Genomic DNA, 23,388 nt, shown 5'->3' on the forward strand with positions numbered 1-23,388 from the left:
CTACCGCTCGCCGAGGCCCATCATCTCGGTGACGTGGTGGTCGCGGCCTGCGAGGTAGCCGCCGTCGACCGCGATGGCCTGACCGCTGACGAACGAGGCGTCCCCGGAGACTAGGAAGGCCGCGACGGCTGCGACCTCCTCGGCGCGGCCGAACCGGCGCAGCTTGTGTTCGTGACGCAGACCCTCGCGAGCCTGCTCCATCCCGGGAAGGCCGACCACCGAGTCGAACAGCGGGGTCTCGATGAACCCGGGGCAGATGGCGTTGGCGCGAATGCCGCTCGGCCCGTAGTCGATGGCGGTGTTCTTGGTGAGCAGCACGACACCGCCCTTGGACGCGTTGTACGAGCTGCCGCCCGCCGTGCCCTCGAGTCCTTCGATGCTCGACAGGTTCACGATGGCGCCGCGTTCGCCGTCCACGCGATCCTGCTCGAGCATCTGAAGGAGCGCCGCGCGGGTCACGGTGAACGTGCCCTTGAGGTTGACGTCGACCACCCGGTCCCACTCCTCGTCGGGCAGCAGGTGCACGGGTCCGCCGCCGGCGACTCCCGCGGAGTGCACCACGCCGTCGAGTCGGCCTGCTGCTGCGACGACGTCGGCCACCGCGGCGGCGATGGCCGCGGCGTCGAGCACGTCGGCACGTCGGTAGTCGAATCCTGCGCCGCCGAGCCCCGCGGGTGCGTCGTCGGCGAGGTCCACCCCGACGACGTTGGCGCCCTCGGCCAGCAGCCGCGCCACGGTGGCCGCGCCGATACCCGAGGCCGCTCCGGTGACCAGGACGCCCTTGTCCCTCAACCCATTCATGTTCTGCTTCTCTCAGCCGGGATTTCGCGGAATCTAACACTGGCTATCGTCTGACCCGTGCACCTCGAGGATCTGCAGTGGTTCGTCGTGCTCGCCGAGACCGAGCACGTCACTGACGCCGCTGCCGTGCTGGGCGTCAGTCAGCCGACGCTGTCGCGGGCGCTCGCCCGGTTCGAGGACGAGGCAGGCACGGAGCTGTTCGACCGCGTCAACCGCCGGTTGCGGCTCAACGCGTATGGCCGGATCATGCTCGAGCACGCGCGGCGCAGCATCGCCGACATGGCCCTCGCGATGGAGCGGATCGGGGCGTTGCGCGACCCCGACTCCGGTCGGGTTCGCCTCGCCTTCCTGCATTCACTTGCCAACTGGTATGTGCCAGAACAACTCCGACGCTTTCGCCAAGCCGCTCCCGCCATCGGTTTCGACCTCTTCCAGGGCCCGGCGCACGAGATCGCCGAGCGTGTGCGTACCGGCGGCTTCGACATCGGCGTCACCTCGCCGCGTCCCGAACCCGCGGACTTCGTCTGGCACCGGCTGTACGTCGAGCGCCTGTGCCTGGCGGTGCCGCGCGGGCACCGGCTTGCCGCGCGGACGCGCATCCGCCTCTCCGCAGCCGCCGAGGAGCCCTTCGTGGCGCTCGAGGACCCATTCGGACTGCGGCAGCTCACCAACGACCTGTGGGCCGAGGACGACATCGACCCCGACATCGTGTTCGAGGCCACCGAGATCCCCACGATGGAGGGCCTCGTCGCCGCCGGATTCGGCGTCGCCGTGGTCCCGGTTCCGCGCGAGGGCACCGACGCGAAGGTCGTCCACGTCCCGCTGACGAACACCCGGGCCAAACGCGAGGTCGGCCTGATCTGGGACGGGCACCGGGCCCTGTCGCCGCCCGCGCAGAGGTTTGCCGACTTCCTCGCCGATAGTCGCAATGCTCATGCGCTAGGTGAATGACGCAGCAGCAGATCATGCATTGGACACATTGAACCGACGCTCCTAGCGTCGTCGCGGTGTCCATCGACCAGTCCTACGCCGCTCCCTGGAGGGGCCACGCACGCGGGTCGACGGCGTACCGCAGGCTGCTCGCGGCACTGTTCTGCGCAGGCGTCGCCACGTTCGCCCAGCTCTACTCGCCGCAGGCGGTTCTGCCGCTGATCTCGGCCGACCTCGGCGTCGGCGCGGCGAGCGCGGCGCTCACGATCTCCGCGTCCACGGTCGGCCTGGCCATCGGCGTCATCCCGTGGTCGATGCTCGCCGACCGAATCGGCCGTGTCCAGGCCATCTCGCTGTCGGTCACGATCGCCACCTCCGTCGGGCTGTTCGTCCCGTTCGCACCAACCTACGACGTCCTGCTGCTCGGACGCTTCGTCGAAGGCCTGATGGTGGGCGGAGTGCCCGCCATCGCCGTCGCCTACCTGACCGAGGAGGTCGAGCCCACCCACGCCGCACGCGCAGCGGGCACGTTCGTCGCGGGCACGACCATCGGCGGTCTGCTCGGCAGGTTGGTGGCAAGCCCCGTCGCCGAGGTCGTCGGATGGCGGATCGGCGTCTTCACCGTCGCAGCAGTGTGCGGGATGGCTGCGCTGGCCTTCGTCAAATTGGCGCCTGCACCCCGGGGCTTCACACCGTCACGTCACCGCGGCGCCAACCCCGAGGGCAGCGTGGCCCACCGGTTGGCTGCCAACCTGCGTTCGCCACGTCAGCTGACCCTGTTCGCCCAGGCATTCCTGCTCATGGGCGGCTTCGTCGCGCTGTACAACTTCCTCGGCTTCCGGCTCACCGGTGCGCCCTTCGACCTGGCGCCCTCGGTGGTCAGCCTGGTGTTCCTCGCCTACCTCGCCGGGACGTGGGCGTCATCGCGCGCGGGCGCGGAGACCACCCGCTTCGGCCGCAAGCCGGTGCTGCTCGCCTCGATCGTCGTGATGGCGGTCGGCGTCGCGATCACGTTGAGCGACAACGTCGTCGCGGTGCTCGCCGGGCTGGTGATCGCAACGGCAGGCTTCTTCGGTGCGCACTCCGTCGCCTCGGGTTGGACCGGGCAGTCAGCCCCGGCGGGCAAGGCCCAGGCGTCGTCGCTGTACAACCTCTTCTACTACGGGGGATCCAGCGCCGTCGGGTGGTTCGGCGGCGTCGCGTTCGACGCCCACGGGTGGACCGCCGTCGCGGTGACGATCCTGTCGCTGACCGCCGTCGCCGCGGTGCTGGCGGCCCTGTTCCTGCACGACGACCAGGGGCCGCGGCGCCGCGTCAGCGGATCTTGACGACGACCTTGCCGCGCGCCGAGCGGTCCTCGAGCGAAGCGATGGCGTCCCCGGCCCGCTCCAGCGGGTACACCACCGGCTCGGGCGGGACCACCAGGCCGGATGCGAGCAGCGGTTCCAGTTCGGCCCACTGCTCCTGCAGGTAGCCGGGGTGGGTGGCCGCCCAGGCGCCCCAGCCGACGCCCACGGCGTCGACGTTGTTGAGCAGCAGACGGTTGACCTTCACGGTCGGGATGTCGCCTCCGGTGAACCCGATGACCAGCAGGCGACCTCCGGGGGCCAGCGAGCGCAGCGAGTCGGTGAACCGGTCGCCGCCGACGGGGTCGACCACGACGTCGACGCCCCGGCCGCCGGTCAGTTCCTTCACCGCGTCCTTGAAGCCCCCGGCGAGCACGACGTCGGTGGCCCCGGCGGCGCGCGCGACGGCGGCCTTGTCCTCGGTGCTCACGACGGCGATCGCGCGCGATGCGCCCCACGCGGCGGCCAGGCGCAGGGTCGAGGTGCCGATACCGCCTGCGGCGCCGTGGACGAGCAACGTCTCGCCGGGAGCGAGCCTGCCGCGGGTCCGCAGAGCGCAGTGCACCGTCAGGTCGTTGAACAGCAGCCCCGCGCCCGCCTCGAACGACACGTTCTCGGGCAGGGTGAACACCCGATCGGCAGGCAGCGCAACGACTTCGGCCATCGCACCCGAGAGCATGGTGAGAGCGGCAACCCGGTCGCCGGTCTTCACGTGGGCGCCCGCGGGCGCACTGCGCACCACGCCGGCCACCTCGGCGCCGGGGATGTACGGCAGCTCTGGCCTGTGCTGGTACAGCCCGCGGGTCTGCAGGGCGTCGGGGAAGGCCACGCCCGCGGCGTGGACGTCGATCACGACGCCGCCGTCGGTGGGCTCGTCGATCTCCACCAGCTCCGCGGACTGCGGACCGTCGAGCCGGGCTACGTGAATGGCGCGCATCCGAACCATTTAACATCCCCGCGTGATCGATGCCCGTGCCGCGGTGCTGCTCGACGAGGGCTCCACCCCCCGAGTGGTCGACGTCCAGATCCGGCCGCCGGTCGACGACGAGGTGCTGGTCCGCATCGACGCCGTCGGCATCTGCCACACCGACGTGAGCGTCTCGCGGCGCTGGCCCGCCGCCCGGCTGCCCGTGACGTTCGGGCACGAGGGCGTCGGTACGGTCGTCGCCACGGGGCCCGCCGCCCGCGCCCGCGAGGGTGAGCAGGTGGTGCTGACCTTCGACAGCTGCGAGCGGTGTGCCGAGTGCGCGGCGGGCGCTCCGGCGTACTGCGTCCGCTCGACGGCGCTCAACCTGCGTGGTGACGGCGGCGACGACGCCAGTGCGCTGCGCCTCGACGGCCGACCCGTGGTCGGCGGCTTCTTCGGACAGTCCAGTTTCGCCACCTACGCTCTCGCCGGCTCGGCGAACACAGTGGTGTTGCGCGAGCCGATCGACCCGGCGCTGGCCGCGCCACTCGGGTGCAGCGTGCAGACCGGGGTCGGCACGGTGTTCAACGCGCTGGCCGCCGGACCCGGTGATGCGCTGGTGGTATTCGGCGTGGGCGGTGTCGGCTCCTCGGCCGTGATGGGCGGTCGGGTGGCCGGCTGCCGGGCCATCGTCGCGGTCGATCCGGTGGCCGAGCGCCGTTCGCTCGCAACCGAACTGGGCGCCACCGCCGTGATCGACCCGGCCGATGGCGACGTCGCGGCGGCCGTCGTCGAGGCCACGTCCGGGGGAGCGACGATCGGGATCGACACCACCGCGGTGGCCGACGTCATCTCCACCGCACTCGCATCGCTGCGCGCTCGGGGGATGCTCGCCCTGGTGGGGCTTGGCGCGATGACCGCAGACCTGCCCGTCGGTCTGATCATGGGCCGGGGTCTGCGGGTGGTGGGAGTGGTCGAGGGCGACAGCGACCCGCACGTGTTCATCCCACGCCTGGCCGACCTGTATCGGCGGGGCGACCTGCCGCTGGAGAAACTCGTCACCCGCTTCGACTTCGACGCCTTCGACGTGGCGTGGACGGCCGCGCAGTCCGGCACGGCGGTCAAGCCCGTCGTGACGATGTCGTCTGGCTGAATCGCGACCGTCCTGGATCAAGATCATCTAGAGTCACTGGCGTGGATGCGCAGGTAATCGTGGTCGGAGCAGGGCCGGTCGGTCTCACGGCCGCAATCGAATTGCGGCGCAGGGGAATCGACGTCCTCATCATCGACAAGCGGGACGGCGTCGCGCCCTGGGCGAAGGCCGTCGGAGTGCAGCCGCGCACCTTGGAGATCTGGGACCAGATCGGCGTCCTTGGCGCTGCGCTCGACGAGTCGATGCTCATGCGCGGTCAGCTCACCTACGTCAACGGCGAGCCGGCAGGTCGACTCGAACTGAGCCTCCCGCAACAGGTTCCGTACGGCTTCGTCTGCATCCCGCAGTACGCCACCGAAGAGGTCCTGGGATCGCACCTGGTCGGCCTCGGCACGAAGGTGCGGCGCGGGGTGGAACTGACCGGCTTCGCTCAGGACGACGCAGGCGTAACTGCCACGCTGCGGGACGCCGACGGTGAGCGTCAGGTCACCGCGCAATACCTCGTCGCCGCCGAGGGCGCACACAGCCTGGTGCGCAAATCGCTGGGTCTGACGTTCGAGGGCGACGCCTTCCCCGAGGAGTACATGCTCGCCGACGTCGAGGTGGACTGGAATTTGCCACCGGGCTACGCGCTGCGCAGTTCGCGCGTCACCGACGGCACCGTCGACGACCTCGCGGTGTGCATACCGTTGCCCGGCCGCGGCCGGTACCGGATCTCGATGCTCGTGCCGCCCGAGTTGTCACAGGCCGACGCCGGTTCGGACGACGGCGTCACCCACGGCATCGCAACCGAGGCGGCCAAGCCGCAGATGCATCACGTCCAAGCCGTGCTCGACCGTCTCGCCCCCGAACCGACGACGGCGCGGAACATGCGGTGGTCATCGGTGTTCCGCATCAGCCATCGGCTGGTCAACCGCTACTCCAGTGGTCGCGCCTTCCTCGCAGGCGACTCGGCGCACATCCACCCGCCGACCGGTGCGCAAGGCATGAACACCGGCATCCAGGACGCCTACAACCTGGGCTGGAAGCTGGCGCTCGCGGTACGTGGCGCGGCTGCACCCGGGCTGCTCGACAGCTATCACGCCGAACGTCATCCGGTCGGAGAGGAGGTCGTCGGCAGGACCGTCCGCGCCGCGCGCGAAGGGCTCACCGCGGGTGACGACTTCGAGACGACGATGCTGCGCCAGGCGCAGCTGCTGGTGAACTACGTCGGTAGTCCGATCGTCGCGTCCGATGGGGGTGACGCGCCTGCCGGACCTCTACCGGGGGAGCGGGCTCCCGATGCGACGGGGTTGCGGCGCAGGGCCATCGCGGGGCCGGTGCGGTTCCACGAGTCACTGCGGCACACCGGGCACACGCTGCTGCTCTGGGCCACCTCGCCGTCGGCGTGGCAGGCCGCGGTCGACCTGGCTGAGACCATGACACGGAAGGTCGCCGGTGACCTGCGGGCCGTCGTCGCGGTGCCCGCGACGCTCGAGGACGAGGCGGCCTTGGGCACCACGCTCGTCGACGGCCAGGCCAATCTCGCGGCTGCCTACGGATTCGGCGCGGCCGACGAGGTGCCCGAGGCATGCCTGATCAGGCCCGACGGGTACGTGTCGTACCGATCGGCCGCCGTGGACGTCGGTCGGCTCGTCGAGCACCTCTCGACGACGACCATGCATGTCGGCGCGGAGTAGTTGACAGGCGTCAACCCCACCTAGTTAGACTTCTCCCGCCGCGGCAAGGGTGCCGTGGCGGATCGGAGTTGCCGTGCCAAGGCGTCTGCTGCCCTACGCGCCGGTCGAGACGCTGCCGAAGGGCACGCCCGTGCTGGTCCGCTCCGCGGACGGCACCCGGCTGCACACCGAGGTGTTCGGTCCGGCCGACGGCTACCCGATCGTGTTGGCCCACGGCATCACCTGCGCGACGCGCGTGTGGGCCAACCAGATCGCGGACCTGTCGACCGACTACCGCGTGATCGCCTACGACCACCGCGGCCACGGCCGCAGTGCCGTCCCGAAGCGCGGCCGGTACAGCCTCGACTTCCTCGCCGCCGACCTCGACGCCGTGCTCGACGCGACGCTGGCGCCGGGTGATCGCGCGACCATCGCCGGCCACTCCATGGGCGGCATCGCGATCCAGGCGTGGTCGCAGCGCTATCCGGCCCGGGTGCGCCGCTGCGCCGATGCGGTCGCGCTGATCAACACGACCTCGGGCGAAATCCTGCACCACGTGAACTTCCTGCCCGTCCCACGCGCACTGGCGGCAGGCCGCGTCAGGGCGGGCGGTCAGCTGCTCAAGCGGCTGGGGTCCGCGCCGCTGCTTCCCGGTTCCATCCAGCAGAGCCGACGGCTCGTCTCGACGCTCGCGGTCGGACCGAACGCCGATCCGGCCATCGCCGACTTCGTCTTCGACCTGTTCGCCAAGACGCCTCCCGCCGGCCGCGGTGCGTGGGCGAGGGTGTTGGTCGACTCGATGAGTTCGCGCCATCTGTCGCTGACCAATCTGACCGTGCCGACTCTGGTCATCGGAAGCCGCCAGGACAGGCTGCTCCCGATCCGCGCGTCACGCCGGATCGCGGCCGACGCCCCGAACCTGGCGTCCTTCGTGGAACTCGACGGCGGTCACTGTGCGATCCTCGAGCGCCCCGACGAGGTGAACGCCCACCTGCGCACCCTCGTCGAGTCGGCGCGCGAGTCGCGGCTCAGTTCCTAGCCCGCCGCCAGGAAGTCGCCGACCTCGCCCGCCGCACGGCGTCCCGAGCGCACCGCGCCGTCGAGGAAGCCCGTCCACGTGTCAGCGGTCTCGGTGCCCGCCCAGAACACGCCGTCGACCGGTCGGCGCAGCCACTGGCCGTACTGGGTCCACGACCCCGGCGGCACCGCGGCGGTCGGGCCGCCCGGCGCGAACTCCTCACTGCCCCAACGATAATCGAGGTAGTCGATCGGGTGCAGCGCCTTGGCGCCGAAGAGTTCGGCGAAGCAGGCCAGGACCCTTTCGCGACGCTCCTCGGCGGACAGCGGGTCGAAGGTGCGCGCGTCGGTGAAGCCGAGGAGCACGCCGGGGCCCTGCGCGGACCCGGACTCCTCGGGGCTCGTGTCGAACGTGATGAACACCGGTCCCTCGTCCGACAGCGCCTCACCCGAACGGCCGTCCGCCCGCCAGAACGGCGTCTCGTAGGCGGCGTAGGCCTTGCTCAGCCTGCCCTGGGGCCAGTGCTTGGCCAGCGCGGCGTAGCCGGGCGGCAGCGCGGGCTCGAACGCGATCGCGTCACGGTGCTGCGGTGGGATCGCGACCACGGCCGCGCGGGCCTGCGTGGACGTGTCACCCGCGTGGACCACGACACCGTCCGCCGTGCGCTCGATCCGGGTGACCACCGTGCCCAGGCGCACCTTGTCGCCCAGGTCGGCGGCCATCCGCTCGGCGATCTGCTGGGTACCGCCGGGGAAGCGGTCCTGTTGGGCACCGCCCTCGACGTCGAGCATGGGGCCGATCCCACCCGCGGCCTTTACGTACCGCACGGCGTGCAGCATCGACACCTCGTCGGGCTCGCAACCCCACGTCACCCGCGACATGATCGCCATGAGGTCCCGGGTCGACGCACCCGCGTGCACCGAGCGCAGCCACCGGTCGAGCGACTGCGAGTCGAGTCGGTGCGCACCCGGCGCCGTCCACGGCTCCGCCAGCGGAACCTGCTTGGCGAGCCTCTCGAACCGCCACTGGATCCGCGACACGTCGACCAGTTCGAGCAGCGACAGCTTCGGGATCGTGCTGCGGTAGGAGCGCACCCGGCCGCGCCACTGGATCAGGTTCTTGCCCTGGCCGTACGTCGGCACGGTCGGGCAGCCCAGTTCGGCCGCCAACGCGTTGACCTCGGTCTGGGTGGGGCCGACGAAGGTGCCGCCCAGGTCGACCGGCACCCCGGCGATGGTGTCGGTGAAGGACCGCCCACCCACCCGGTCGCGGCCCTCGAGCACCACCACCTCGTGACCGCGCTGGGTCAGCAGCCGCGCCGTCATCAAGCCCGCGAAGCCAGCCCCCACCACCACCACGTCCGCCATCCACCCAGTGTGGCGATTCGTGCACGCGGAGGAGCGTGTACCGCACCTTTTCGTGCACGAGTCGCGCCCTGGCCCCTAGGGTGGTGGTACGCGACAGGACCATCATGCTCCACGAGTGGTCCTCGACAGCCAATGGAGGTTCGCCATGAGTGTCACCGAGCACGACGCCGCCGGAGCAGACACCGAGATCACCGAGACCGTCGACGTCCTGATCATCGGCGCCGGGATCTCCGGCATCGGAGCGGCGTACCGGATCGCCGAACGCAACCCACAGTTGCGCTACACCATCCTGGAGCGCCGGTCCCGCATCGGCGGCACCTGGGATCTGTTCCGCTACCCCGGCATCCGCAGTGACAGCGACATCTTCACGCTGAGCTTTCCCTTCGAGCCGTGGACGCGGCGGGAGAACGTGGCCGACGGCGGCGACATCCGCGACTACCTCGACACGACGGCCCGCAAGCACGGCATCGACCAGCACATCCGGTTCGACACCCACGTCACCTCCGCCGAGTGGGACCCGGCCACCGACACGTGGACGGTCCGCGCCGAGCAGGACGGTCCCGATGGCCGACGGGCCACCACCTACCGGGGCCGGTTCGTGTTCTTCGGCACCGGCTACTACAGCTACGACGAGCCGCACCGCCCAGACTTTCCAGGCATCGACGAATTCGGCGGCCAGGTCGTGCACCCGCAGTTCTGGCCCGAGGACCTCGACCACTCCGGCAAGCGCGTGGTGGTGATCGGCAGTGGCGCCACCGCCATCAGCCTGATCCCCGCGCTGGCGCGTACCGCGGCGCACGTGACGATGCTGCAACGCTCACCCACCTACATGATGTCGATGGCGCGCATCGACCCGATGGTCGAGGCCATCCGAAAGGTGCTGCCGCCCAAGCCGTCGCACGCGGTGGTCCGGCTGCGCAACGCGCTGTTCCACGTGCTGTCCTACTTCATGTTCCGCAAGGCTCCACGGTTCGGGCGATGGCTCATCCGCAATCGGACCATGGCCGCGCTGCCCAAGGGCTACGACGTGGACACCCACTTCAAGCCGCGCTACGACCCGTGGGATCAGCGCATGTGCCTGATCCTCGACCGGGACCTGTTCAACGAGATCGGTGCCGGGCGAGCGGAAGTGGTCACCGACCACGTCGACCACTTCGACGCCACCGGCATCGTGCTGAAGTCCGGGAAGCACCTCGACGCCGACGTCGTGGTGACCGCGACCGGGCTGCAACTGCAGGCGCTCGGCGGCATCCGGATCGTCGTCGACGGCCAGGAGGTCAATCCCGCCGACCGGTTCGTCTACAAGGAGTACCTGCTCGAGGACGTCCCGAACATGGCGTGGTGCATCGGCTACACCAACGCGTCGTGGACGCTGCGCGCCGACATGACCGCCCGCGCCTTCGCGAAGTTGCTCGCCTACATGGACTCGAAGGGCTACACGCACGCGTACCCGCATCTCGGCGACGGCCCCATCGACGAGAAGCCGACCTTCGACCTGCAAGCCAACTACATCAAGCGCTCACCGCACGCGCTGCCGCGATCGGGCACGAAGCGGCCGTGGCACGTCCGGCACAACTACCTGCTCGACGTCGTCGACCACCGCTTCGACCGGATCGAGGAGTCGATGGTCTTCGGCCGTACGCACGGTCGGGCCCCCGCCCCGACTCCGGCGAACCGGGCGGCGCAGACGGCCTAGCCGCTCACTCGGTCAGTGGGATCCTGGCGACCTCGACCAGATCGCCTGTCTCCGAGGGCTGTTCGAAGACGACCTCGGCCTTCCTGCCCGCGGTGTTGAGCGCCGCGATCGTGTTGCCGAACAGCGGCCCGCTCAGGTTGCGCCACTCGATCGGTAGGTCGGGCGACCCACTGTGGCGGGCCAGGCGCCGGGTGACCCGCGCTGCGCGCGGTGACCAGCTGAGCTTGAACGCGGGTTTGACGAACATCGGCACGTAGTTGTGGACCGGTGAACACACCAGCTGGTGCACCCGCGCCGAGGTCGACCCGGGCACGACCGCGCGTGCGGCGTAGCTGTGGTGGACGTCGCCGGAGAGCACCGACACGGTGGCGGGACCGCCCTTGCCGTCGGACGCGCGCGATGCGGCCCGGACGATGGTGTCGGTGAGTCGCAGGAACGACTGCAGGAACGCCGCCCAGTGCTCGAAGTCCGCTGCCTGACGGAACTTCTCGGCCAGCTTTCCGCGGATGCCGCTGCGGTTGGCCGCGATCTCGTTGATGGTCTGCAGGTCGCCGATGGCCGGCGGCAGCAGCCACGGCAGCGAGGAGCCGAGCACGAGGTGGTCGAGGTCGTCGAGCCCCTCGTCGACCTGATCCTCCAGCCACTTGAACTCACGGTCGCCCAGCATCTTGCGATCGCCGCTGTCGAGGATCCGGGCGTTGCGCGAGTCGACCATGATGAGCCGGCTGCGGCCCAGATCCCACCGGTAGCTGAACCGCAGGCCCTTGTCGCCGTCGACCTCGCTGTCGGCACGGTCGGCGAGATCGGACAGATGCGGCCAGGTGTCGGACTCCGCGGTCAGCACCTTGCGGTAGTCCTTGTCGGCCGACAGTTCGGCCGGGCTGAGGTTGCCCAGGTGCTGATACACCCAGTAGGAGGCCAGGCCGGCCCGGATGCGGTCGCGCCACCACGGCTTGGCGTTGACCTCCTTGCGCCACGCGGCGGAGGTGTTCCAGTCGTCGCGGATGTCGTGGTCGTCGAAGATCATCGCGGTCGGCAGCGTCGAGAGGATCCACCGGATCTCCGGGTCGCCCCACGTGTGCCGGTACAGCGATTCGTACTCGCCGTAGCTGACGACCTCGTCGGGCGGCCGCTGGCCCGAAGTTCGACGGCCCGACCGGCGACCCGCCAGCTTGCGGCGCGCGTCGGGCGTCAGTTCGTCGGCGTAGACCTGGTCGCCGAGCAGGATCAGCGCATCCGGCCACTGGTCGACCGGCAGTTCGGTCAACCGCTGGGCGTAGCAATCCAGCGCGTCCTGGCCCAGCTTGTCGTCGAGCTTGGCGTCGCCCGTCTTGGGGTAGCGGCACGACCCGAAGATGGCGCGCAGCCGGTACGCGGACTCCGGCCCGCGGGTGCGGATGACGCTGGGCGGGAAGGCGGAGTCGGCCTCCGGCCAGACCTTGGCGCCGTCGATCCGGACCTCGTACTCCGTGGTCGAATCCGGCGTCAGGCCCTGCACCGGGACGATGGCGTAGTGGAAGCCCTGTACCTCGAACGTGGGCGCTGAACATCCGAGTACCTCGACGGTCGCCGAGTGCTCCGTTTGGACCCACACCTGGGCTGTGGTCGCGCCGACGTGGCGCAGGACGGGACCGAGTAAGAGGCTCACCAACCCAGCCTAGGGGTAGTGGATTCCTGCCACTCGGCGATCAAATGCTGCCACCGGAATTAAACCCCTGACCTGCAGGTTCTAGCTATCAGACCGGCCGGAGAACCTCCCCCCGGCCACCGAGAACCAGAGCAGAAGAGAGATCATCATGAAGAAGTTTGGATTCGCCAGCGTCATCGCGACCGGTTTCGCCGCTGCTTTGCTGGGCTTGGCAGGACCTGCCGCCGCCGACAGCACCCACCACGGATGGATCCAGGACATCCAGCAGCAGGCCACCGTGGGCGTGGTCTCCTCGACCATCGGCAACGGCCGCTAGTAACCGACGACGAGGGGCACCCGAGCGATCGGGTGCCCCTCGTCGCGTTCGGCTGTCAGTCGGCGACGGTGAGCCAGTCGGCGAAGCCGGAGGGGTCGTGGCGACCGAGCGCGCCGTGTTCGAACAGACCCCACCCTTCGACCGGTGGCGCATCGCCCTCCGTGCAGAGGCCGCGACCGACGTGGTCGATGACGCCGAATCCGGCCCGCCCGACGATCGCGGGGTCGGTCATGTCGTAGGTGAGTCGTTCGGTGAACTTCTCGCCCTTCCAGAGCCCATGCACCCAGTCGGAGTCGCCGCCGTACCCACCGCCGACGTGGATCGGCACTGGGAGCTTGCTCTCCACCTCGAACCGGACCGGTGAGCCGTCGCCTGCGGTCGCGTCGATGGTCGCCCCGGTGGGGATACGGGTGCCCGAGCGGTAGTGAATCTTGATGCGCGGCCAGCCCAATTGCTCGATGCGACCGTCCTTCCAGATGCGGGTGCAGTCGTTGAGCGAGCGGAACCCCGTCGGCTCCTCTTGGATGATCAGCACGATCGAGAAGTCGTCGAACGCCATCGGCACGTACAACCACCACATGCCTTCGAACGGCGGATCGGCAGGCCGCCCGGCGGGCTCCGACTCGCCGATCGGGCGGATGCCCCAGGACCGGTCCCGCGACCCGATCCACGTCTGCGGGTCGACGGTGATCTCCTGACCATCGATCGCGAGACGACCGCTCCACGAACCCAGTTGGGCGAAGCGCTGGGCGTCGAGCGTGACGCGGTTGCCCGCGCGCAGGACGTGGCGTTGCTCCTGCACGACCGGGAACAGGCCGGTCCAGGTGAGGTCGGCGGCGACGCCCTCGGTCTCCTCGAGCACGATGCGCAGTCGGTGCAGGGGCTCGTCGACCTCGACGCGGTAGTTCACCACCTTCTGGTTGAGCCGGTCACCGTCGATCGCATCCGAGAGGTGCACTGCCGTCTGCTCGTCCCCGCGTCTCACGAGCACGAACGCGTCCTTGACGCCCAAGTTCGGGTAGTAGCCGATTCCGCTGATGAGGAAGACGTCGCCGGTGCGGTCGTGGGCGTTGAAGTACGACCGGTCGTAGAAGTTGCGGTCCGACGACCCGGGTGACGCAATGGGCTGCGGCAGTTGGTGAACGGGGAATTCGTCCATGGGGCCAAGCATCAGGCGATTCCTCCTTCCCGGGTCGCTGCGCTCCTGCCCTCCGCCTCTCCGATGAGCCGCTTCAGCAGGCCGACGTGATAGAACGTCGACTCCACGTCGTCGGGCTGGTCCATCTCGCCGAAGCGGACGCGCCGGGCAGTGGTGCGCATGAACACGCAGCACCAGATCACCCCGGAGTAGACGTAGAACCATCGCAGGTCGCCGAGCGTGACGCCGGTCAGTGCCTCGTAGGTGGCGCGCACGTCGTCCTCGCGCATCACCTCCGGCAGGCCCGGGAGCCCCGCCATCCCGGCCAGCTCCTGAAAGACGTCGTGCGCGAACACCATCCACGCGACGTCGAGTTCGCGCGGTCCGACGGTGGCCATCTCCCAGTCGAGTACCGCGACGGGGCGGAAGTCCTCGTAGAGCACGTTGCCGATTCGCGAGTCGCCCCAGGCGAGTACGGGCGGCTGCGCGGCCACGTCGTCGGGGAAGTTCTCGTCGAGCCATGCCAACGCCCGCTCGACGGTAGGGGAGCGGCCGATGTCGGGGACGGCGAACTCGTACCAGTCCTTCAGCCAGCCGAAGTGCCTGCGCAGCGGGTTCTCGCCGGGCGGGTCCATCTCGGCGAGGAACCCAAACCGCTGCTGTGGGTCGGAAATCGAATGCAAGTCGGCAAGCACCCGAACCGTTGCGTCCTGCAGCTCGCGCTGTCGCTCCAAGGGAGCGTCGAAGAACCAGTTGTCCCCGAACGTGTAGGGCATCACGTCGGGCGGCACCAGGCCGTCGACGTGGTCCATCAGGAAGAACGGGGTGCCGAGCACGGTGCCCACGTCGTCGATCCACCGGACGCGAGGCACCGGGACGTCGGTCAGTTCGCCGACCTGGCGTATCACCTCGAACTGGTGGTCCAGCCGGTAAGACGGGAACACCGGCACGTCCTCGGTGGTCGGCGCCACCCGCGCCACCCACTTCTGCTCGACGGGTCGACCGTCCTGTTGCCATCGTCCGGTGAGGATGATCGTCTCCGACGACATGCCGTTGGAGTCGATGCCGCTCTCCACTGTGACGTCGGGCGCGATTCCGCCCGGCATGACCGTCGAGAGCCATTCCGACAGCACGGCGGGAAGGGCCGTGGTGTCGCGGGATGAGTGCTGCAGGCGGCTGACGTCTTCGACAGCCGGTTCGTTGGCCACGGTTCACCTTTCCGGAGAATAACGCTACGGTGAGTAGCGTTATGAAAACAGACTCGGGTGCCGATGTCGAGACCCGCGAGGATCAGGGGCGAAATTCGGGCGCCGGTCGACCACGCGACCCACGCATCGACGCTGCCATACTCGAGGCCACCGCGGACCTTCTCGTCGAAATCGGTTATGCCAACCTCACGATGGCCGCGGTCGCCGAGAAGGCGGGCACCACCAAGACCGCGCTGTACCGCCGCTGGTCCAGCAAGGCCGAACTCGTCCACGAAGCCGCGTTTCCCGCTGCGCCGACGGCGTTGAGCGCCCCCGAGGGCGACATCGCAGGCGACGTGCGGGCGATGATCGCCGCGACGCGCGACGTCTTCGTGACCCCGGTGGTGCGGTCGGCACTGCCCGGCCTCATCGCCGACATGGCCGGTGACCCCGAGTTGAACGCCCGCGTCCTGAACCGCTTCGTCGGGCTGTTCGACCTGGTCCGCGAACGGCTCGAACACGCGATCTCCCAGGGCGAGGTGCAACCCGACGTCGACCCGGTGCGCCTGATCGAGATCGTGGGTGGCGCAACGCTTCTTCGCCTGCTGCTCGACCCCGGTGGCGGACTCGACGACACCTGGGTCGATCAGACCGCCGCCATCATCAGCCACGGCGTCAAGGTCTGACCAGTACCGTTTACGGCATGTACGTGCAGCTGACCGTGAACGACGAGGACGGGGTGCCCGAGGTCTACTCCACTCCGCCCTGGACAGACGATGCGGATGGTCGCGCCGAGACCGCCAGGGTGGTCGTCGACCCCGTCGGCAGGCCCGACGGTGACCGCGCCGGGGTGTTGCTCACCATGACCATCGGCGAAGCCCTGGTCCTGGGTCGCAGGATCACCGAGATCGCCGAGCTGGCCGCCGAGGGGCAGTTCTCCAGGCGCGGCACCCAGTGGCGCAAGGAGGTCCAGGACCGCAAGCGGCGGGAGGCTTGGAACGTTCTGATGGCGGGCTCCGACGACGAGACGCCGGACTAAGCCAGGGCGCCCAACAGCTGATTGAACGCCTCGGTCATCGAGGGGTGGGTGTAGATCTCGTCGCGCAGCGTCGAGGCCGTGATGCCGTGGCGCATGGCCAGGGCGACGGTGTTGATCACCTCGTGCGAGTCGTAGCTCAGCAACGCGGCGCCGAGGATCTCGTCGGTGTCGGCGTCCACGACGGCCTTCATCATTCCCTTGGCCTGGTGCACGATGCGCGCCCGCGGCACGGTCGCCATCTTGGCCACCGGCAGTGCCGCCACCTTGACGCGGTGACCCGCGGCCCTGGCCTCGCGCTCGGTCATGCCCACCCGCGACAGCGGCGGCGTCATGAACAGCGAGAACGGCACCGCCCGCCGGTCGGCGGTGGAGCGGGATCCGGAGCCGGAGAGTTGATCGGCGACGATGCGGTAGTCGTCGAGCGAGACGTACGTGAACTGCGGGCCGCCGTTGACGTCACCGACCGCGAACACGTGCGGCACGTTGGTGCGCAGGTACTCGTCGACCTCGATCGAACCGTCGGGCCGCGTGACGACGCCGGCGTTCGGCAGGCCCAGATCCGCCGTGACGGGATGCCGGCCCAGTGCCACCAGGATCAGGTCGGCGTCGACGCTCGTCGGCGCACCGCCCATCTCGTAGTGCACGGTCCCGCCATCGACGGCCGTCACCTGCGCCGACGTGACCACGCGGACGCCGGCTTCGCCCAGCAGTTCGGTTGCGCACGAGGCGATGTCGTCGTCCTCGCGACTCAGGACCGCGTCGTGACGTTCCAGCACGGTCACCTCGGCGCCGTACGCGGCGTACATCGCGGCGAACTCCAGTCCCACGTATCCGCCGCCGAGCACAACCAGCCGTGCGGGCAGGTCCTCGGTGGACAGCAGGTCCGTGCTCGTCACGGCACGCGGGTTGTCGCGCAGGCCGGGGACGTCGGGCCACGTCGGCTCCGATCCCGTCCCGATCACGATGGTGCGACCGGTCACGGTCACCGTGCCCTCGGCGGTGTCGACGGCCACGGTGTGCGGATCGACGAACGACGCGGCGCCGGTGAGGACCTCGACGCTGGGAATGGTGTTCAGCATCGCGAAGTTCTCCGCGCGCAGCCCCGTGGTGAGGTCCGCGGTGGCCCGCACTGCGGCGGTGTAGACCACGGGCGTCGGCGGGTGCACCGACACCTCCTCGGCCTGGTAGACCATCGACTTCGTGGGGACGCAGCCGATGTTGATGCACGTGCCGCCGTACATCCGAGCCGAGCGTTCGATCATCACGACGCGCTTGCCCTGCTTGCCGAGTGTGGCCGCAAGAGTCTTGCCGCCCTTGCCGAAGCCGATGACGATCAGGTCTGCGTCGATGGTCACGGTGCCGCCTTTGGGTTGATCTGCGCCTTGTTGTTGGCGACGACGTCGCGGCGGCGTTGATCCAGCCCCGCGAGGTCGTAGTCGTGCGCGCCTGCGATGTCGCCTTCGGCGGCCAGTGCGGGTTGGGTCACGGTCGCAGCGCCGCGCACGTAGATCTCCTTGAGTCCCAGCATGGTCGGACGCGGCACCTCGGCGATCCTGCTTGCGAGTTCGACCGCGTGGGCGAGCAACCGCTCGTGCGGGACCACCTCGGTGACGAGCCCGATGTGCTCGGCGCGTGCGGCGTCTACCACCTCGCCGGTCATCGACAGCCGCCGTGCCATCGCCACACCGACCACCTGAGGGAGCCGTGCCGTCATGCCGCCGCCCGGCAGGATGCCCACCCGGGCATGGGTGTCGGCGAACACTGCGCGGTCGGAGGCGATCAGGAAGTCGCAGCCCAACGCCATCTCCAGACCACCGGTGAAGGTGGCGCCATTGACCGCACCGACGACGGGTGTCGTCATCTGGGCCACGGCCGCGATGCAACTCTGCGTCTTGAACTCCTCGAAGTACTTCAGGCCGTCGCGCGCGGCCTCCTTCAGGTCGATGCCCGCGCAGAACGCCGGATCCGTGCCGGTGAGCACGACGGCCCGCACGGCGTCGTCGACGTCCGCGGTCCGAAGTGCGGCGTACAGCGCGCGAATCAGCTCGCGGTTCAGAGCGTTTCGCGACTCGGGCCGGTTCAGGGTCAGCACCCGGACGTGCTCGTGGTCGGCGACGAGCACCAGTTCGCTCATGGCGGGCACGCTAGCGCACGAACTGACTCGCGTCGTTGGCCAGGTCGAGCAGCGGCTGGGGTAGCGCGCCCAGGGCCAGGGTGATCGCCGCGGATACGACGACCGCCGCCATGCTCAGCGAACTCGGCACCACCACCGTCGGCGCGTCGTCGGGCGGGTCGGTGAAGAACATCAGCACGATCACGCGGACGTAGAAGTACGCGGCGACCGCGCTGGCGCACACGCCGACGATCACGAGTGCCGACGCGCCACCCTCGGCCGCCGCCTTGAACACCGCGAACTTGCTGACGAAGCCACTGGTCAACGGGATGCCTGCGAACGCGAGCAGGAACAGCGCGAAGACCACGCCCACGAGCGGATGTCTGCGCCCCAGGCCCGCCCACCGGGCCATGTCGGTCTCCTCCTCGCCGGCGGCGTTGCGCACCACGCTCACCACGGCGAACGCGCCAAGCGTGCTGAAACCATATGCGGCGAGGTAGAACAGCGTCGCCGACAGCCCACTCTCGTTGAGCGCGACGACGCCGGTGAGGATGAAGCCGGCGTGGGCGACCGACGAGTACGCCAGCATGCGCTTGACGTTGCTCTGCGACACCGCGGTGATGGTGCCCACCACCATCGTGAGGATCGCGACCGCCCACATCAGCGGGCGCCAGTCGTCGGCCAGCCCGGGCAGCGCCACGTAGAAGATGCGCAGCGTCGCACCGAACGCGGCGATCTTGGTGGCCGCGGCCATGAAGGCGGTGACCGGCGTCGGCGCTCCCTGATAGACATCGGGGATCCATGAGTGGAAGGGCACCGCACCAACTTTGAACAGGACGCCGACAGCCAGCAGCGCGACGCCGACGAGCGCCATCGTGGTGTCGCCCGTGCCTGCCTCGACCGCGTCGCCGATTCCACCGAGGCTCAGCTCGCCGGAGTAGCCGTAGAGCATGGCGATGCCGTACAGGAAGAACGCCGAGGAGAAGGCGCCGAGCAGGAAGTACTTGAGGGCGGCCTCCTGCGACAGCAGCCTGCGGTGCCGGGCAAGACCGCACATGAGGTAGAGCGGCAGCGACAGCACCTCTAGCGCGATGAACATGGTGAGGAGGTCCTCGGAGGCGCCGAAGAGAAGCATGCCGCCGAGGGCGAACATGGTCAGCGGGAAGATCTCGGTCTGTGCGACACCGGCTTTGGTGGCCTGGATCTCGGCGACGCTGCCCGGCACGGCCGATGCCTGCGGGGTGAAGGCGTCGAGCCCGGCCGCGCCCTCGTCCGCGTCGACCTCGGAGGCGATGCGGCGCTCGGCGATCAGCAGCGTGCCGAGTATCCCGATCACCAAGAGGGTGCCCTGCAGGAACAGTGCGGGCCTGTCGATCGCGACCGAACCCATCACCGCGGTCCTGCCGATCGAGTCGCCGAGGTCCAGCCACACCTTGACCGCGGCGACCAGTGCCGCCGCCTGGGCGACCACCGCGACCGTCAGCTGCGCCGGGTAGCGGCCACGGCGCGGTACGAAGGCCTCGATCAACACGCCGACGATCGCCGCGCCCAGCACGATCAGCAGCGGCGACACCAGTCCGTATTCGACCGTCGGCGGCACGAGGTTCATCGAGCGGGTCCTTCCTGCGCCACGCGCGGTGCCGGATCCTGCCGGCCGATGGTGGTCAGCGTGTGGCCCACGGCCGGGTCGATCACGTCCAGCGCAGGCTTCGGGTATACCCCCAGCACCAGCAGGATCGCGATCAGGGGCGTGATCACCAGCAGTTCGCGAGGCACCAGGTCGGGGATGGCCTCGTTGCCGACGGTGACCGGCCCCGTCATCATCCGCTGATAGGCCCACAGCACGTAGATCGCCGAGAGCACCAGGGCCAACGCGGCGAACACCGCGAACACGGGGTAGACCGTGAACGTGCCGATCAGCACGAGGAATTCGCTGACGAACGGGGCGAGACCCGGTAGCGACAGCGTCGCGAGACCGGCAACGAGGAACGTGCCGGCCAGCACCGGCGCCACCTTCTGCACCCCGCCGTACGCCGCGATGGCTCGAGTGCCCCTGCGGGACACAAGGAAACCGGCGACCAGGAACAGCGCGGCGGTCGAGATGCCATGGTTGACCATGTAGAGCGTCGAGCCCGACTGCCCCTGACTGGTCATCACGAAGATGCCAAGGATGATGAACCCGAAGTGGGATATCGACGTGTACGCGATCAGCCGCATCACGTCGGTCTGCCCGATCGCCACGATCGCGCCGTAGACGATGCCGATCACCGCGAGCGTGATCACCAACGGGCGGAACGTCATCGACGCGTCGGGGAACAACTGCAGGCAGTACCGCAGCATGCCGAACGTGCCGACCTTATCGACCACCGCCATCATGAGCACCGCGGTCGCGGGTGTCGACTCCACCGCCGCGTCGGGCAGCCACCGGTGGAACGGCCACAGCGGCGCCTTGACCGCGAACGCGAACATGAAGCCGAGGAACAGGGCGTTGAGCACTGCCGGATCGACGTCGAGCGCACCGCTCGACATCGCGTCGACGATGGCGCGGAAGTCGAACGTGCCCGAGGCGAACGCGTCACTGCCCGCGGTGGCCACGTACAATCCGATGACCGCGGCCAGCATGATCAGGCCGCCGAAGAGGTTGTACAGCAGGAACTTCACCGCGGCCTTGCTCTTCTCCTGCCCACCGAAGCCGCCGATGAGGAAGTACATCGGGATGAGCATCGCCTCGAAGAAGACGTAGAACAGCAGCACGTCCAGCGCGGTCAGCGAGATCAGCACCATGCCCTCGACCGCCAGCGTCAAGGCCATGTAGGCGTGTACCGAACGGGCGTGGCCGCCCGCGTCCGCTTGATTGCGGGCTCCGCCCGCGTCGTTCCAGCCGGCGACGATCAGCACGGGGACGAGTACCGCGGTCAGCACCACCAGCGCCAGCGCGATGCCGTCGATGCCCAGGATGTACCCCGTGCCGAACGAGGGGATCCAGTCGTGGTCCTCGACGAACTGATACCGGGCGCCGCCGGGCTCGAACCGCACTGCGAGCAGCGCGGTCACGGCCAGCACCACCAGCGACACCGCGAGCGCGGCGTACTTCGCCAAATGCCTTGCCCCGGCGGGCAGCAGCATCACCAGGGCGGCACCGACCATCGGCACGGCCCACAGGATCGTCAACCACGGCATGCTCGTCACCAGACCCTCGCCGCCAGGATCGCCGCCACCACGACGGCAGCCCCGCCCAGCATGGACAGCGCGTAACTGCGGGCGAAGCCCGTCTGCAGACGCCCGAGGCCACGCGAGGAACCGCCGACGACGGCGCCCATCCCGCGGGACACCCCGTCGATGCCCTCGTCGTCGATCTCGACGAGACCGGCGGTGAGCAGCTGGCCGGGTCGCATCAGGAATTCCTCGTTGGCGGCGTCGCCGTACAGGTCTCTGCGGGCAGCGACGGTCAGGGCGGAGACGTCGTCGGGAGCGGTCTCGAGCACCGGCCGCCTGCCGTACATCCGGTAGGCGATGAGTGCTCCGACGGCGATGACCGACATGGTGATCACCGTCATCACCCATGCGGGGACGACGTGGTGCGCCTCGTGCGCGCCGACGACCGGTTCGAGCCAGTGCTCGAGCGTGCCGCCGATCGCCAGCAGCGCACCGGCGCCGACCGAGCCCACCGCGAGCACGATCATCGGCAACGTCATCGTGGCAGGCGACTCGTGGGGATGGCTGTCGGGTTGCCAGCGCCTCTCACCAAAGAACGTCATCAACATGACTCGCGTCATGTAGAACGCCGTGATGCCCGCGCCGAGCAGTGCCGCGCCGCCGAGCAGGATGCCCTTGAGACCGCCTGCGCCGAAGGCGGTCTCGATGATGGGGTCCTTGGAGAAGAAGCCCGACAGCGGTGGCACGCCGATGATCGCGAGGTAGCCGAGCCCGAACGTCACGAACGTGATCGGCATGTACTTGCGCAGCCCGCCATAGCGGCGCATGTCCGTCTCGTCATTCATGCCGTGCATGACCGAGCCCGCACCGAGGAACAGCCCCGCCTTGAAGAAGCCGTGGGTGAGCAGGTGCATGATCGCGATCGCGTAGCCGGCCGGGCCGAGGCCCGCGGCGAGCACCATGTACCCGATCTGCGACATCGTCGACGCGGCGAGCGCCTTCTTGATGTCGTCCTTCGCGCACCCGATGATCGCGCCGAACAGCAGTGTGACCGCACCGACCACCACGACGCCGGTGCGGGCCGCGGGCGCCAGGTCGTACACCGGCCCGGACCGCACGATCAGGTACACGCCCGCGGTGACCATGGTGGCGGCGTGGATCAGCGCCGAGACAGGTGTCGGACCCTCCATCGCGTCGCCCAGCCACGACTGCAGCGGCACCTGCGCGGACTTGCCGCACGCCGCGAGCAACAGGAGCAGGCCGATGGCGTTGAGTGCGCCCGGCGACATCTGCCCGGCGGCGTCGAACACGCCTGCGTAGGAGACGGTTCCGAGTTGGGCGAACATCACCATGAGCGCCAGCGCGAGGCCGATGTCGCCGACCCGGTTGACGACGAACGCCTTCTTGGCGGCAGTCGCCGCCGACGGCTTGTGCGACCAGAACCCGATCAGCAGGTACGACGCCAGGCCGACGCCCTCCCACCCGACGTAGAGGCCGAGGTAGTTGTCGGCGAGCACGAGCAGCAGCATGGCGGCCACGAACAGGTTGAGATAGGCGAAGAAGCGCCTGCGTTCGGGGTCGTGCGCCATGTAGCCCATGGAATACACGTGGATGAGGGAGCCGACGCCGGTGATCAGCAGCACGAAGCAGATCGACAGCTGATCCAGCTGCAGCCCGAAGTCCACCCGGAGTTCGCCGACCGGGACCCAGGAGAAGAGATTCTGGTGCATCGCGCGGTCCTCGGCGCCGCGGCCGAGCAGATCGACGAACAGCACCACCCCCACCGCGAACGAGGCGACGGCGGTCGCCGTGCCCAGCAGATGCCCCCAGGCGTTGGTAGCTCGCCCGCCGAGCAACAGCACCACCGCACCGGCCAGCGGTAGCGCGATCAGCAGCCACACCGGAAGTGTCATCT

20 protein-coding genes are annotated in these 23,388 nt (G+C 69.3%); 9 read left to right on the plus strand and 11 right to left on the minus strand.

Going from position 1 to position 23,388, the window contains the following annotated elements; genetic code table 11:
* The gene (locus LOK44_RS19720; protein ID WP_237571790.1) at positions 1-801 is read right to left on the minus strand and encodes an SDR family NAD(P)-dependent oxidoreductase; all 801 of its coding nucleotides are present in this window, start codon (positions 799-801) and stop codon (positions 1-3) included.
* A 57-nt stretch (positions 802-858) separates the two neighbouring features.
* Between LOK44_RS19720 and LOK44_RS19725 the strand changes: the two genes are divergently transcribed.
* On the plus strand, positions 859-1,752 hold the full coding sequence (locus LOK44_RS19725) for a LysR family transcriptional regulator (RefSeq protein WP_237571791.1): 894 nt from the start codon (positions 859-861) through the stop codon (positions 1,750-1,752).
* Between the two features lie 56 nt (positions 1,753-1,808).
* A complete protein-coding gene (locus tag LOK44_RS19730; protein ID WP_237571792.1) occupies positions 1,809-3,059 on the plus strand; it encodes an MFS transporter in 1,251 nt (416 codons plus the stop codon).
* Here LOK44_RS19730 and LOK44_RS19735 read toward each other — a convergent pair.
* Positions 3,046-4,014 (minus strand): NADPH:quinone oxidoreductase family protein, encoded by a 969-nt coding sequence (locus LOK44_RS19735; protein WP_237571793.1) that lies wholly within the window; start codon positions 4,012-4,014, stop codon positions 3,046-3,048. The genes LOK44_RS19730 and LOK44_RS19735 overlap by 14 nt on opposite strands.
* A gap of 22 nt (positions 4,015-4,036) precedes the next feature.
* On the opposite strand from LOK44_RS19735, the gene LOK44_RS19740 reads away from it, so the two are divergent.
* The 3 genes from LOK44_RS19740 to LOK44_RS19750 all read left to right on the plus strand — a co-directional run bounded on the left by LOK44_RS19740 (position 4,037) and on the right by LOK44_RS19750 (position 7,834).
* Positions 4,037-5,137: an NAD(P)-dependent alcohol dehydrogenase gene (locus LOK44_RS19740; RefSeq protein WP_237571794.1), complete on the plus strand. Its 1,101-nt coding sequence runs from the start codon at positions 4,037-4,039 to the stop codon at positions 5,135-5,137.
* Between the two features lie 41 nt (positions 5,138-5,178).
* Positions 5,179-6,816: an FAD-dependent oxidoreductase gene (locus LOK44_RS19745; protein ID WP_237571795.1), complete on the plus strand. Its 1,638-nt coding sequence runs from the start codon at positions 5,179-5,181 to the stop codon at positions 6,814-6,816.
* 73 nt (positions 6,817-6,889) lie between these two features.
* Positions 6,890-7,834, plus strand: a complete 945-nt coding sequence (locus LOK44_RS19750; protein ID WP_237571796.1) for an alpha/beta fold hydrolase — start codon at positions 6,890-6,892, stop codon at positions 7,832-7,834.
* On the opposite strand, the gene LOK44_RS19755 is transcribed toward LOK44_RS19750, so the two are convergent.
* Complete coding sequence (locus tag LOK44_RS19755; RefSeq protein WP_237571797.1) at positions 7,831-9,180, minus strand: flavin monoamine oxidase family protein; 1,350 nt, start codon at positions 9,178-9,180, stop codon at positions 7,831-7,833. The genes LOK44_RS19750 and LOK44_RS19755 overlap by 4 nt on opposite strands.
* 145 nt (positions 9,181-9,325) lie before the next feature.
* Between LOK44_RS19755 and LOK44_RS19760 the strand changes: the two genes are divergently transcribed.
* A complete protein-coding gene (locus tag LOK44_RS19760; protein WP_237571798.1) occupies positions 9,326-10,876 on the plus strand; it encodes a flavin-containing monooxygenase in 1,551 nt (516 codons plus the stop codon).
* A 4-nt stretch (positions 10,877-10,880) separates the two neighbouring features.
* Here LOK44_RS19760 and LOK44_RS19765 read toward each other — a convergent pair whose 3' ends face one another.
* Positions 10,881-12,524, minus strand: a complete 1,644-nt coding sequence (locus LOK44_RS19765; RefSeq protein WP_237571799.1) for an alkaline phosphatase D family protein — start codon at positions 12,522-12,524, stop codon at positions 10,881-10,883.
* A 148-nt stretch (positions 12,525-12,672) separates the two neighbouring features.
* Here LOK44_RS19765 and LOK44_RS19770 point away from each other — a divergent pair, with 148 nt between their 5' ends.
* Entirely contained in the window at positions 12,673-12,840 is a 168-nt protein-coding gene (locus LOK44_RS19770) for a hypothetical protein (protein WP_170314462.1), read from the plus strand.
* 55 nt (positions 12,841-12,895) lie between these two features.
* On the opposite strand, the gene LOK44_RS19775 is transcribed toward LOK44_RS19770, so the two are convergent.
* Positions 12,896-14,011 carry an Rv3169 family protein gene (locus tag LOK44_RS19775; RefSeq protein ID WP_237571800.1) on the minus strand — a complete coding sequence of 372 codons (1,116 nt, stop codon included), beginning with the start codon at positions 14,009-14,011 and terminating at the stop codon, positions 12,896-12,898.
* Positions 14,011-15,186, minus strand: a complete 1,176-nt coding sequence (locus LOK44_RS19780; protein WP_237571801.1) for a phosphotransferase family protein — start codon at positions 15,184-15,186, stop codon at positions 14,011-14,013. The genes LOK44_RS19775 and LOK44_RS19780 overlap by 1 nt, the downstream gene beginning before the upstream one ends.
* A 41-nt stretch (positions 15,187-15,227) precedes the next feature.
* Here LOK44_RS19780 and LOK44_RS19785 point away from each other — a divergent pair, with 41 nt between their 5' ends.
* Together LOK44_RS19785 and LOK44_RS19790 are read left to right on the plus strand one after the other, a co-directional pair.
* The gene (locus LOK44_RS19785) at positions 15,228-15,851 is read left to right on the plus strand and encodes a TetR/AcrR family transcriptional regulator (protein WP_237571802.1); all 624 of its coding nucleotides are present in this window, start codon (positions 15,228-15,230) and stop codon (positions 15,849-15,851) included.
* A gap of 17 nt (positions 15,852-15,868) precedes the next feature.
* Positions 15,869-16,204 (plus strand): hypothetical protein, encoded by a 336-nt coding sequence (locus LOK44_RS19790; RefSeq protein WP_237571803.1) that lies wholly within the window; start codon positions 15,869-15,871, stop codon positions 16,202-16,204.
* Here LOK44_RS19790 and LOK44_RS19795 read toward each other — a convergent pair.
* The 5 genes from LOK44_RS19795 to nuoL are packed head-to-tail and all read right to left on the minus strand — an operon-like array spanning position 16,201 to position 23,386.
* Positions 16,201-17,559: an FAD-dependent oxidoreductase gene (locus tag LOK44_RS19795; protein ID WP_308192769.1), complete on the minus strand. Its 1,359-nt coding sequence runs from the start codon at positions 17,557-17,559 to the stop codon at positions 16,201-16,203. The two genes, LOK44_RS19790 and LOK44_RS19795, sit on opposite strands and share 4 nt — an antisense overlap.
* Positions 17,556-18,338, minus strand: a complete 783-nt coding sequence (locus LOK44_RS19800; RefSeq protein ID WP_237571804.1) for an enoyl-CoA hydratase — start codon at positions 18,336-18,338, stop codon at positions 17,556-17,558. The genes LOK44_RS19795 and LOK44_RS19800 overlap by 4 nt, the downstream gene beginning before the upstream one ends.
* 10 nt (positions 18,339-18,348) lie before the next feature.
* Complete coding sequence (gene nuoN / locus LOK44_RS19805) at positions 18,349-19,926, minus strand: NADH-quinone oxidoreductase subunit NuoN (RefSeq protein WP_237571805.1); 1,578 nt, start codon at positions 19,924-19,926, stop codon at positions 18,349-18,351.
* Positions 19,923-21,497: an NADH-quinone oxidoreductase subunit M gene (locus LOK44_RS19810; protein WP_237571847.1), complete on the minus strand. Its 1,575-nt coding sequence runs from the start codon at positions 21,495-21,497 to the stop codon at positions 19,923-19,925. The genes nuoN and LOK44_RS19810 overlap by 4 nt, the downstream gene beginning before the upstream one ends.
* 5 nt (positions 21,498-21,502) lie before the next feature.
* The gene (gene nuoL, locus LOK44_RS19815; protein ID WP_237571806.1) at positions 21,503-23,386 is read right to left on the minus strand and encodes an NADH-quinone oxidoreductase subunit L; all 1,884 of its coding nucleotides are present in this window, start codon (positions 23,384-23,386) and stop codon (positions 21,503-21,505) included.
* Positions 23,387-23,388: the final 2 nt, after the last annotated feature.

This window comes from Mycolicibacterium lacusdiani (assembly GCF_021916785.1).
Lineage (GTDB): Bacteria > Actinomycetota > Actinomycetes > Mycobacteriales > Mycobacteriaceae > Mycobacterium > Mycobacterium lacusdiani.

Coding starts and splice junctions, on each gene's coding strand:
- LOK44_RS19720 (WP_237571790.1), bottom strand. CDS start 801: ATGAATGGGTTGAGGGACAAGGGCGTCCTGGTCACCGGAGCGGCCTCG.
- LOK44_RS19735 (WP_237571793.1), bottom strand. CDS start 4,014: ATGCGCGCCATTCACGTAGCCCGGCTCGACGGTCCGCAGTCCGCGGAG.
- LOK44_RS19755 (WP_237571797.1), bottom strand. CDS start 9,180: ATGGCGGACGTGGTGGTGGTGGGGGCTGGCTTCGCGGGCTTGATGACG.
- LOK44_RS19760 (WP_237571798.1), top strand. CDS start 9,326: ATGAGTGTCACCGAGCACGACGCCGCCGGAGCAGACACCGAGATCACC.
- LOK44_RS19770 (WP_170314462.1), top strand. CDS start 12,673: ATGAAGAAGTTTGGATTCGCCAGCGTCATCGCGACCGGTTTCGCCGCT.
- LOK44_RS19775 (WP_237571800.1), bottom strand. CDS start 14,011: ATGCTTGGCCCCATGGACGAATTCCCCGTTCACCAACTGCCGCAGCCC.
- LOK44_RS19785 (WP_237571802.1), top strand. CDS start 15,228: ATGAAAACAGACTCGGGTGCCGATGTCGAGACCCGCGAGGATCAGGGG.
- LOK44_RS19790 (WP_237571803.1), top strand. CDS start 15,869: ATGTACGTGCAGCTGACCGTGAACGACGAGGACGGGGTGCCCGAGGTC.
- LOK44_RS19800 (WP_237571804.1), bottom strand. CDS start 18,338: ATGAGCGAACTGGTGCTCGTCGCCGACCACGAGCACGTCCGGGTGCTG.
- nuoN (WP_237571805.1), bottom strand. CDS start 19,926: ATGAACCTCGTGCCGCCGACGGTCGAATACGGACTGGTGTCGCCGCTG.
- LOK44_RS19810 (WP_237571847.1), bottom strand. CDS start 21,497: ATGCCGTGGTTGACGATCCTGTGGGCCGTGCCGATGGTCGGTGCCGCC.
- nuoL (WP_237571806.1), bottom strand. CDS start 23,386: ATGACACTTCCGGTGTGGCTGCTGATCGCGCTACCGCTGGCCGGTGCG.